Origin of the sequence: Maribacter sp. MJ134 (genome assembly GCF_003970695.1) — a bacterium.
Classification (GTDB): domain Bacteria; phylum Bacteroidota; class Bacteroidia; order Flavobacteriales; family Flavobacteriaceae; genus Maribacter.
On the sequence record NZ_CP034570.1, the window covers coordinates 3,810,447 to 3,822,704 of the forward strand.

A 12,258-nucleotide genomic window follows, 5' to 3' on the forward strand; every position below is an offset into this window, starting at 1 on the left:
CTACTGCATGGCTAAGAATTTGGTAATTGTTGAGTCTCCCGCGAAAGCGAAGACTATTGAAAAGTTCCTTGGAAAAGATTTTAAGGTGGAATCTAGCTTTGGTCATATTGCAGATTTACCGTCGAAGGAATTGGGTGTAGATGTGGACAATGATTTTGAGCCGAAGTATATTGTGGACAAGGACAAAAAAGCCTTGGTCAAAAAATTAAAGGATTTAGCAAAGAAAGCCGAAGTTATATGGCTAGCGAGTGATGAGGACCGTGAAGGGGAAGCTATATCTTGGCATCTGGCAGAAGAGCTTGGTCTGGATAAAAAGAAGACCAAACGAATAGTCTTTAACTCTGTAACCAAAGCAGCAATCCAGAAAGCTATTGAGAATCCAAGGGAGATAAACTATAACTTGGTAAATGCGCAACAGGCCCGTAGGGTGTTGGACCGTTTGGTAGGATACCAGTTATCTCCTGTATTGTGGAAAAAAATAAAGCCCGGACTATCTGCGGGTAGAGTTCAATCTGTTGCAGTAAGACTTATTGTTGAGCGAGAAAGAAGTATCGAAGCTTTTACTCCAGAAGCTTCCTTTAGAATAGCGGCAGAATTTAAAACAAGCTCGGGAAGCAGTTTTTCGGCCAAATTGGGTAAGACATTCGCTTCCAAAGAAGAAGCACAAACGTTTTTGGAAAAGAATATTGGTGCTGATTTTTCGGTAAGTAAACTGGATAAGAAACCAGCTAAAAAATCACCCTCCGCACCTTTTACCACATCAACGTTGCAACAAGAGGCCTCGCGAAAACTATACTTTTCCGTAGGAAGAACAATGCAGGTAGCGCAGCGTTTATATGAGGCCGGACTCATTACCTATATGAGAACCGATAGTGTGAACCTCTCTAAGGAAGCGGTGAACGGTGCCAAAGATGCTATCGTAAAAAACTATGGGGAAAAATATAGTAAGGTCAGAAGCTTCACTGGAAAATCAAAAGGAGCTCAGGAGGCACATGAAGCGGTGAGACCTACCAATTTAGAGAATCAATCCCCTTCCTTGGAACGGGACCAATCTAAATTATACGACCTTATCTGGAAAAGAACTATTGCTTCTCAGATGAGTGATGCCGAATTGGAACGTACCAATGTGAAGATAAAGGCAAGCAAGCATCCGGAGGAATTTACGGCTAACGGAGAGGTTATAAAGTTTGATGGTTTCCTAAAAGTGTATATGGAAGGTGTTGATGAGGAGGACCTTGCTGAAGAGCAGGAGGGCATGTTGCCAGCAATGAAGGTTGGGGAGGCCTTGCAAAACATATTCATAACCGCGACAGAAAGGTTTTCTAGGGCACCCTATCGCTTTACCGAAGCATCATTGGTAAAGAAGCTAGAAGAATTAGGTATAGGAAGACCATCTACGTATGCCCCCACCATTTCTACTATTCTTAACAGAGGCTATGTTGAGAAAGGAACTATAGAAGGTAAGGAGCGGAAATACGTACAATTACTATTGGAGTCCGATAACATTAAAGTCAAAAATCTTTCAGAAAACGTAGGGTCGGATAAAGGTAAGATGGTGCCAACGGACATCGGCATGATTGTAACGGATTTCTTGGTGGCCAATTTCGCCAATATCTTGGATTACAATTTTACGGCACAGGTAGAGGAAGATTTTGATGAGATTGCTTCAGGCGAAGAGGACTGGAAAAAAATGATGAAAAGCTTCTATAAAGATTTTCACCCTAATGTGTTGGATGTAGAGGAAAATGCGGATCGTGCCAGCGGCGAGCGTATTCTTGGGAAAGACCCTAAGACAGGAAAACAGGTTTCCGTACGTTTGGGGAGATTTGGTCCTATGGTACAAGTGGGTACCGTAGACGATGAGGAGAAGCCCACTTTTGCAAGTCTGTTGCCAGACCAGTCCTTGAATACGATTACCTATGAAGAAGCAATGGACCTTTTTAAACTGCCACGAAAATTAGGGGTTTACGAGGGGGAAGAGGTGGAAGCCAACGTTGGGCGTTTTGGTCCTTATGTGAAATTTGGCAAGAAGTTTATTTCCATGGAGAAAAGTGATGATCCTATGGAAATCGATATGGACCGTGCAGTAGAGTTGATTGTAGCAAAACAAAAGGCAGATGCACCAATAGCGCAGTATGAGGGTAAAGATGTGCAAAAAGGTACAGGTCGTTTTGGTCCTTTTATTAAATGGGACGGAATGTTCATTAACGTTAATAAGAAGTACGATTTTGATAATCTGTCCTACGATGATATCGTAGAGTTGATTGAAGTGAAAAAGCAAAAAGAGATTGATAAAGTTGTACAGAACTGGGAAGAAGAAGGTATTCGTATAGAGAAGGCAAGATGGGGTAGGCACAATATTATTAAAGGAAAAATTAAAGTAGAGCTTGCTAAAACAGTTGATGCAACCAAAATGACATTGAAAGAAGCTTCCGCATTAATAGAAAAAAAGACCCCGAAAAAAAAGGCGAAAGCTAAACCAAAGGCAAAAGCGAAAAAGAAGTAGGTAGTAGTACTATGCAGAAAGTAGATAACAATCAGAAAATAGTAATAGGTAAAAAGAGGATAAGTTTATTTGTGAGTTTAGCACTATTCTCCCTAAACCCTAAACCCTAAACCCTAAACCCTAAACCTCATAATGGCCTTTGATTTTTTAGTTCCTGTAGCAGATAAAGTTTTGGCGCATTGCGAATTGTTACCCCCGCAGGCAATAGGGAGAAATACACACATACATACTGTTAAAGATGGTTTGCCGGTGCTGGCCAATGCTACCGTAGCAATTTTAGGCGTTAGGGAGTCTAGGAACGCATTTGAGAAAAAACTAGAAAAATTAGATGTGTCCGGCATTAGGATGCAGTTCTATAAACTACTACTTGGAAACTGGAACGCCACTTTGGTAGATCTTGGAGATATAGAGGAAGGAGAATCCGTTGAGGATACGTATTTTGTAGTTAAGGAAATAGTAGCGGAACTGTTAGAAGAAAATGTAATTCCTATTATCCTTGGTGCCACACAGGATATCTGTTACCCGGCCTATAGAGCTTTTGACGGAATCAAGGATATGATCAACCTTGTGGCCGTGGATAGCCGTTTTGATTTTGGAATAGAGGACGAGTTAATATCTTCGCATTCCTACATGAGTAAGATTATTACGGACAAGCCCAATAATCTCTTCAATTTTTCCAATATTGGCTACCAAAGCTATTTTAATGCTCAGGAGGAGGTAGATTTAATGGAACGTTTGTTTTTTGATGCCTACAGGTTGGGAGATATAGCAAACAATCTTTCTCTTGCGGAACCGGTACTTAGAAATGCCCATATGGTGGGCATTGATGTCAGGGCCATAAAAGCTAGTGAAATAAGCCTGTCGGCCAATTTTTCTCCCAATGGTTTCACTGGTCGGGAGATTTGTGCCATATCCAGATATGCCGGTATCAGTGACAAAGTTTCCCTGTTCGGCATATATGAAATGGAGAATAATGTACAGTCCCAACAACTTATTGCACAGATCATTTGGTATTTCATAGAAGGAACAACCTATAGAATAAAAGAATCTCCGTATTCTAAAACAGATGACTTTACCAAGTACACCGTGCCTACAGATGCGGAAGAGCTTGTTTTCTTCAAAAGTCACTTAACAGAAAGATGGTGGGTAGAAGTGCCATCTATTTTTACTTCACATACTAAAGCAAACACACCTGCGTTATTACCATGCACCGAAGAGGATTATTTAGATGCATGTGATCAGAACATTCCTGAGAGGTGGTTTAAAGCTTACAAAAAAGGCTTTAACTAAATAAAAATATTTTATTAAGGAATATAGCTTTAGTACAATAATTTATTCAAAATGTAGTTTTAGAAGTTAGAATAAACAATTGTATTTGCAGTTATAACCAAAATCGAAATTTAACCTAAAGTATGAAGAAGCTATTGTTGTCATCTATAGCGTTTGTTTTTTTGCTCACGAGTTGTGGGTCCAAAACAAAAGGAGAGCTAGTCGGAGTCCAAGGAAAAAAATGGTATCCGGAAAAACCATATGGAATGGAACTTATCCCAAGAGGTTCTTATATCATGGGTAAAAGTGAAGAAGACCAAGCCAAGGTTTTGAACGCTCCAACAAAAACAGTAACGGTACGTTCTTTTTACATGGACGATACCGAAATAACCAACAGCGAATACAGGCAGTTCGTAGAATGGGTAAAAGATTCCATTACAAGAACGAGATTGGCCATTTTGGCTGATGAACTTGGTATTGGCCCGGAAGAAGGTGGTATTGGTGATTTTGCATTTAAAGATGCGGATACGACCAAATCATCTGTTTACGATAAATACATGTTGGATAATTACTCTGGTATGGGCGAGACTGGATACGAGGGAAGAGCTTTAAATAAGGATGAAAATCTTATTTGGGATACTTCTGATTATCCAGACGAATATTATGCTGAGGTAATGGATTCGTTATATATTCCGGAAGAGGAGTCCTACAATGGGCAACGAAGCATCGATGTTACCAAACTTAAATATAAATACAGTTGGATGGATATCGAAGCAGCTGCTAGAGCATCCACTAAAGGAAACAAAAGTAGAAAAGACTTTATCCGTACAGAGGAATTGGAGATATATCCAGATACCACAGTGTGGATCAGGGATTTTGAATATTCTTACAACGAACCAATGCACAACGATTATTTCTGGCATGATGCTTACAGCGAATATCCCGTAGTGGGAATATCCTGGGAGCAAGCTAAAGCGTTCTGTAATTGGAGAACAAAGTTCAAGAATGATGATCAGAAGAGTAAAGGCAAGCAGTTCGTAAATCAATTTAGATTGCCAACTGAGGCAGAATGGGAATATGCCGCCAGAGGTGGTATCGAAGGGGGTACGTACCCGTGGGGTGGACCTTATGTAATTTCTGATACAGGTTGTTTCATGGCAAACTTTAAACCACAACGTGGGGATTATGCAGCGGATGCAGCGCTTTACACCGTAGAAGCCAAATCCTATGAACCAAACGACTTTAACCTTTACAATATGGCCGGAAACGTTTCTGAGTGGACAAACTCAAGTTATGATCCTAGTGCATACGACTATGTTTCAACCATGAACCCTAACGGTGGTGACCAGAGTAATACACGTAAAGTAATTAGAGGCGGTTCTTGGAAAGATGTAGCATACTTTCTACAAGTAAGTACAAGGGACTATGAGTATTCGGATTCAGCAAGAAGTTATATCGGTTTTAGAACAGTACAGGACTATATGGGTGAAGAAGATTCAACCCAATAAATAATCATATGATAGTAAACAAGTTAATTTTCAACACAAATTTCAAATCAATTTTTTAACCAAATCTTTAGTATTAAACCTTAAATTAAAATTAAATCATGGCACAGTCAAAATCAACAAAGAAATTATTTAACATGGCCTATGGCCTTGGAGCATCTGTAGTAATTATTGGTGCATTATTTAAAATCCTTCACTGGGAATTTGGACCCTTAACAGGTGGTCTTTTATTAGCAGTAGGTCTTATTACGGAGGCCCTTATTTTCGCTATTAGTGCATTTGAGCCTGTAGACGATGAGTACGATTGGTCTTTAGTATACCCAGAATTACAAGGTGGTGCTTCCACTGGTAAGAAGAGCAACGAAGCTGCTGAAATTAAAGAAGCAGAGGCATCTTTATCCGCTAAATTGGATAACATGTTAAAAGAAGCTGGTGTAGACGCTAACCTTATGGAAAGTCTTGGTTCTAGTATCAAGAATTTTGAAGGTGCGGCTAAAGGAATTGCTCCTACTGTAGATGCAATGGAATCTACTAAGAAGTATTCTGAAGAAATGGTACACGCTGCCGCTCAGATGGAATCTTTGAACAGCCTTTACAAAGTACAATTAGAAAGTGCTAGCAAACAAGCTTCCGTTAACGAAGAAGTTGTGCAAAATGCAAGTGCACTTAAAGATCAGATGGCTTCCTTATCTACCAACCTTTCTTCTTTGAATGGTGTTTACGGTGGAATGTTATCTGCAATGAGCAAAAACTAAAATTGGATTTTAACCAAACCCAAATTATTAATTAAAATCTAATTTAGAAACCATGGCAGGAGGAAAAGCAACACCACGTCAGAAGATGATCAACCTTATGTATTTGATCTTCATCGCGATGTTGGCATTAAATATGAGTAAAGAAGTGCTAGCGGCATTCGGTATTATGAACGAAAAGCTAGAGACTTCTAACGAACAGACAACAGCAAGTAACAATGCGTTCTTGGAAAGTCTTGGAACTAAGGCATCTGAAGATGCGGCAAAGTATGACAAGCTGTATCAAAATGCACAGAAGATAAAAGCAATGTCCCAAGAGTATTATGACTATTTGGAAGGCCTTAAGACAGGCATGAAAGAAGGGTTGGAAGATGCTACGGACTACGCTCGTATGGATAATTCAGATTACTTGGACCAAACACTTTTTCAAGGAGATAACTTGTCCGAGGAAGGTAAAAAGTTCATGAGTAACCTAACAGGTTACCGTGATCAAGTAGCTGCAATAGTACCACCGGCACTTAAGCAATCCGTTATTGATCGTTTCCAGACAGGAGATGAGAACGGTAAGGTAGAAAAGAGAGACGGTACAAAGCAAGATTGGATCAACTATCACTACGAGGGTTATCCTCTAGTTGCATCTTTGGCTAAATTAACAGCGCTTCAAGCCGATGTTAAGATTACTGAAGAAGCCGCTTTAAAATCAATGTTGGCAGGTGAATTGACCAGTCAGGTTTCCCTATCAAACTTTGCTACATCACTTAAAGCTAGCAAATCAGCTTTCTATAGCGGTGAGAAGTATGACGGAAAAATTATCATCAGTAAGACGGATAAATCATCTACTCCAGTAAGAGCTGAGTTAACTTTAGACGGTAGAAAACTAGTAGATGGGAAGGATTACAAACTTGAAGCGGGTGGCGTTAAAATGCTGATTGGTGCAGGAAGACCAGGTGACCATCAAATTGTTGGTAATATCTATTTCAAACAAGATGGTGAAGAAGTTGAAGTTCCTGTAGAGAATTCCTTTGCAACGATTTCTAAGCCCAACGCTGCGTTGATAGCAGCAGACAAGATGAACGTTGTTTATCGTGGTGTGGCTAACCCAATGTCTATATCCATACCAGGAATAGCTGATAGCAAAGTAAATGCTAGTGCAACTGGTTTGAAGAGGCGTCAGGGAAGTAGTTATACTATGATACCAGGAAAAGGTCGAGAAGTGACTATTACTGCATCTGGAACTACAAGTGAAGGTACTAAAGTTGGTCCTTTTAATACAAAATTTAGAATTAAGGATATTCCTAGACCAGAAGGTACGGTAAGTAAGCAAGCCGGTAGCATTAAACTTCCAAGAAGAAATGTTGAGATTGCTACGATTAGTGCTCAGTTAGATGATTTTGACTTTGATTTAAACTTAGCGGTAAGCGGATTTAAATTTAAAGTTCCTGGTCAACCAACGATTAGCGTTAAAGGTAATAAGTTGGATTCTAGAGCAAAATCGGCACTTAAGCGTGCTAAAAGAGGTGATGTGGTTCAGATTTTTGATGTGAACGCTTATATCACTAATAACAAAAGTTACAAGTTGAAGAAAGTATCTCCAGTAGTTATAGAGATAACTAATTAATACGAATTGAAGGATACCGAGCAGCTATGTCTGCTCGGTTAATTTTAAAGTGAAACAAACATGAATTGGAAAAATGTTTTAATAGTGGGAGCAGTAGTTTTATTACCTGCTTCTATAATGGCCCAAGCGAATATCTTGAACGCTAAAAAGCCACAGGATGTCGGTGTAAGAACCGATGCTCAAAAGGAGGTAGATAATGATGCTCCTTTAGCCTATGGTTATGTGGATGACAGGGATATTCTCTGGTCTAAAACGCTATGGGAAACTATAGATTTAGACGAGCGTGTGAATTTTCCGCTATACTATCCAACGGATACCATTGATATAGGTTCTGACAGAAGATCTTTATATCATGTGTTGATGAAGAATATCAAAAATGGAAAGTTAGATGCTTATGCGGATTCTTATTTTACCGAAAAGAGAAATTTTGGTGATTTGACCGCAGCACTGTCCAAAACAGATACTTTGGATTTTGGATACGAACAAATGAACGCCGGTGAGGCCGTTTCTGAAGAGTTTATTGCTCGTAGGGACATCACTGCTGCTGAAATTGAAGAGTACCGTATCAAAGGTATTTGGTATTTTGACAAGCGCCAAGGCGAACTTAAGTATCGTTTGTTGGGTATTGCACCAGTTGCGCCAGATGTCAACTTTATCGATGATGAAAATCCTGATAAAGTAGAATTGTTCTGGGTATGGTACCCGGATGCGCGTGAAGTACTGCATGAGGCCAAAGTATTTAACCAGCGTAATTCCGCACAACCCATATCTTTTGATATGTTGTTGAATGCAAGAAGGTTCAATGCTGTTATCTATAAAGAAGATAATGTGCATGGTGACCGTGAGGTTAAAGATTATATCGCCGACAATGCCTTGTTTCAATTGTTAGAAGCAAAACGCATCAAAGAGGTTATCCGAGACAGGGAGCAAGATATGTGGGCATATTAGGTAAAGAAATTCCAATTCAAGAATAATTAAAAGCTTCGGTACATGTATCGAAGCTTTTTTGTTATTAGCTACCTTTGTAGCATGTTAGATTACATTGTCGTAGGACTGGGCTTGGCCGGAATATCATTCTGCGAAACGCTAAGAAAGAATTCTAAAACTTTTATTTGTTATAATGACAACTCTCAACAGGCTTCACTTGTTGCGGGCGGTCTATATAATCCCGTTATTCTAAAAAGATTCACCCTTTCTTGGAAGGTAACGGAACAACTAGAAATTGCAAATAGGTTTTATAGGGAGATAGAAGAAAATTTGGATATTAGCTTTGACCAAACGCTTCCAGTCCTAAGAAGGTTTCACGGTACGGAAGAACAAAATCTCTGGTTCGAAGCTGCGGATAAGGAAAACTTAAAATCCTACCTGTCATTGACCTTGGTTCCTAACGAGAATACTTCAATAAACGCTCCGTTAGGCTACGGTCGTGTCTTGCGAACGGGTAGAATAGATACCAAAACCTTCATTGAAGGTTACACCCAATATCTTTTAAATAAAGACCTTATAAAAAAGGAATCGTTTCTTCACGAAGAGTTAGAGTTCAAAGATGGTTATGTAGCCTACAAGGGCTTCAAAGCAAAGCATATTGTTTTTGCAGAAGGATATGGTTTGGCAAAAAATCCATTTTTTAATACGCTGCCGCTACAAGGGTCAAAAGGAGAATATTTGATCATTAAATCAAAGGAGCTCAAGGAAACGAACGCCATTAAGTCATCAATATTTATTATACCCTTGGGTAGTGACCTTTATAAGGTAGGAGCAAATTACAACAGAACGGATAAGTCCAATGATGCCACGGATACTGCTAAAAAAGAACTTGTAGAAAAGTTGGAAAAAGTGCTGACCTGTGATTATGAAATAGTGGGTCATGTAGCAGGAGTTAGGCCTACGGTAAAAGATAGGAGACCATTGGTGGGGAGACACCCATTGCATCCGAGATTACATATCTTGAACGGTTTTGGTTCTCACGGAATTTTAATAGGACCTTGGGCGGCAATGGGGCTCTATGATTATATAGAAAACGGAACGCCGTTAAACAAGGAGATGGATATTCAACGATTTCACTAAGACATTTTACGCTTTAGTAGCGTCTACGGCCGTTGGGTCATATTTCATAAATATATTGATCCAAATATTTCTCGATAGCCTAATGATTACGGGCATGAAAACAACTAATGTGGCTACAATGGCAATAAAGGTGTTCATCAACGATGCACCTATAAATAATTTGGCAATTACAAATGCTGCTACGGCAAAAGCAATTCCTACGCCATAACTTACGTACATAGCACCATAAAAGAAAGAGGGCTCTATCTTGTATTTAGTATCGCAATGACCGCATCGTTCTCTCATTTTAAAGAGATGTCCTGGTTTGTATGGGTTTTTATGAACATACATACTTTCTTGCTGGCATTTGGGACAACTTCCTGTTAAAATACTGTAGAGTTTGTTTCCTTTTTTTAACATTTGCAAAACTTTACACAAAGATAAAGATTACGGGTAGTTTTACCTGCGCAATAACGGTCTTATTCCTATTTTGAAATGACAACCATTTTAATTTGAAGTGAGCCTCAGAACTATAATAATATTATGCTGAACATTCATAACCTTTCTGTTTCTTTTGGAGGTGAATATTTATTCGAGGAAATTTCATTTCGCTTAAATGCAGGAAATAGAGTAGGCTTAGTGGGTAAAAATGGGGCCGGTAAATCAACACTCCTAAAACTACTATCGGGAGACATGGCTTTGGATACAGGGACCATTGCAATAGAAAAAGATATTAAAATAGGGTTCTTAAGGCAGGATATAGATTTTGTTCAAGGGAGGAACGTATTAGAAGAGGCTTATCAAGCTTTTGAAGAAATCAAGGCCCTAGAGCAAAAGCTGGACGATATTAATATTCAGCTTGCGGAACGAACCGATTATGAAAGTGAATCCTACAATCAGCTTATTGTAGATTTAAGTGACATTACCCAGCATTATGAGATTTTAGGTGGATATAATTATCAAGGTGAGACGGAGAAAATATTACTGGGTCTAGGTTTCAAGGCCGAAGATTTCGATAAAAAAACGGAAACGTTTTCAGGAGGATGGCGCATGCGTATAGAGCTGGCCAAATTATTATTGCAAAGTAACGATGTGCTATTGCTAGATGAGCCTACGAACCATTTGGATATTGAGTCCATTATATGGTTTGAGCAATTTCTTAATAATTACTCCGGTGCGGTCATGATCGTATCCCATGATAAAATGTTTCTGGATAATGTTACCAATAGGACCATTGAAATATCCTTAGGACGTATTTACGATTATAACAAACCTTACTCGAAATACCTGGTTTTAAGAAACGAGATGAAACAACAACAGTTGAACGCTCAAAAGAACCAAGAAAAAGAAATTCAGCAGGCAGAACGGTTAATAGAGAAGTTCAGGGCAAAGAGTACAAAGGCATCCATGGCCCAGTCCCTAATCAAAAAACTGGATAAAATAGAACGCATAGAAGTAGATGAGGACGACAACAGTGTTATGAACCTCAGGTTTCCTATTTCTGTAACCCCAGGTAAGGTGGTCGTAGAAATGGAAGAATTATCTAAGAGCTATGGAGATAAACATGTGTTAGAGGATATAAGCTTACTCATTGAGCGCGACAGTAAAACAGCATTTGTAGGTCAGAACGGACAGGGCAAATCTACCTTGGCAAAAATCATTGTCAAGGAGCTGGACTACGAAGGGCATTTAAAGCTGGGACATAATGTACAGATAGGATATTTTGCACAAAATCAGGCAGAATATCTAGATGGTAATAAGACCATCTTGGATACCATGATAGATGCCGCGAACGAGTCCAACAGGAGCAAGGTGAGGGATATTCTGGGTTCTTTTCTCTTTAGAGGGGATGAGGTAGAAAAATATGTTAAGGTGTTATCCGGAGGGGAACGTAATAGATTAGCGCTTGCTAAAATGCTTTTACAGCCTTTCAACGTCTTGGTGATGGATGAACCTACCAATCATTTGGATATTAAGTCCAAAAATGTACTGAAGCAGGCCTGCCAAAATTTTGAAGGAACCCTAATATTGGTGTCGCATGATAGGGATTTTCTGCAAGGCCTAACCAACAAGGTGTATGAGTTTAAGGACCGAAAGATTAAAGAATATCTTGGAGATGTAGATTTTTATCTGGAGCAGCGAAAAGTAGAGAATTTCAGAAGTATCGAAAAGAAAGATACTGGAGCGGTCATTCCAAAAGCTGTTAAGAAGAATAACTCTTTTGAAAATCAAAAGAAAGTAAAGAGTCTAAAGAACAGAATTAGTACTACGGAATCCAAAATTGCCGATTTGGAAAAAGATATAAAGACCATTGACCATAATTTGTTGATGAACTATGATGAAACCATAGCGGAAAATAACTTTTTTGATACGTATCAAGCTAAAAAAGATACTCTTGAAAAACTTATGACAGAATGGGAAAAGCTTACAAATGAATTAGAGACGATAGCGCTCTAAAAAGTTTCACCAACAACAAACGACCGTACACCACAATTTCAGGCACTTTCACAACAAAGCAATGTCGTTCAACGATAAATTTTGATTTTTCATCGTTATTAGTAT

General features: G+C 39.1%; 9 protein-coding genes. 8 read left to right on the forward strand and 1 reads right to left on the reverse strand.

The annotated features are described in order from the left end of the window. Positions 1–7: 7 nt before the first annotated feature. From topA to EJ994_RS16475, 7 genes are all read left to right on the forward strand, one after another. Entirely contained in the window at positions 8–2,506 is a 2,499-nt protein-coding gene (topA, locus tag EJ994_RS16445; protein ID WP_126593476.1) for a type I DNA topoisomerase, read from the forward strand. 132 nt (positions 2,507–2,638) lie between these two features. Further along, entirely contained in the window at positions 2,639–3,796 is a 1,158-nt protein-coding gene (locus tag EJ994_RS16450) for a formimidoylglutamase (protein ID WP_099572496.1), read from the forward strand. A gap of 122 nt (positions 3,797–3,918) precedes the next feature. Then, positions 3,919–5,283, forward strand: a complete 1,365-nt coding sequence (gene gldK, locus EJ994_RS16455) for a gliding motility lipoprotein GldK (RefSeq protein ID WP_126593477.1) — start codon at positions 3,919–3,921, stop codon at positions 5,281–5,283. A 98-nt stretch (positions 5,284–5,381) separates the two neighbouring features. Then, entirely contained in the window at positions 5,382–6,035 is a 654-nt protein-coding gene (gldL, locus tag EJ994_RS16460) for a gliding motility protein GldL (protein ID WP_099572494.1), read from the forward strand. A 52-nt stretch (positions 6,036–6,087) separates the two neighbouring features. Next, positions 6,088–7,650, forward strand: coding sequence for a gliding motility protein GldM (gene gldM / locus EJ994_RS16465; protein WP_126593478.1), 1,563 nt, complete (start codon positions 6,088–6,090; stop codon positions 7,648–7,650). Positions 7,651–7,710: 60 nt separating this feature from the next. After that, positions 7,711–8,598: a gliding motility protein GldN gene (gene gldN / locus EJ994_RS16470; RefSeq protein ID WP_126593479.1), complete on the forward strand. Its 888-nt coding sequence runs from the start codon at positions 7,711–7,713 to the stop codon at positions 8,596–8,598. 81 nt (positions 8,599–8,679) lie between these two features. Then, complete coding sequence (locus EJ994_RS16475) at positions 8,680–9,717, forward strand: NAD(P)/FAD-dependent oxidoreductase (protein WP_126593480.1); 1,038 nt, start codon at positions 8,680–8,682, stop codon at positions 9,715–9,717. A 6-nt stretch (positions 9,718–9,723) separates the two neighbouring features. Here the strand turns inward: EJ994_RS16475 and EJ994_RS16480 are convergent, their stop codons facing one another. Further along, positions 9,724–10,116, reverse strand: coding sequence for a DUF983 domain-containing protein (locus EJ994_RS16480; protein WP_126593481.1), 393 nt, complete (start codon positions 10,114–10,116; stop codon positions 9,724–9,726). Positions 10,117–10,239: 123 nt separating this feature from the next. Here EJ994_RS16480 and EJ994_RS16485 point away from each other — a divergent pair, with 123 nt between their 5' ends. Then, a complete protein-coding gene (locus EJ994_RS16485; protein WP_126593482.1) occupies positions 10,240–12,153 on the forward strand; it encodes an ABC-F family ATP-binding cassette domain-containing protein in 1,914 nt (637 codons plus the stop codon). Positions 12,154–12,258 lie beyond the last annotated feature (105 nt).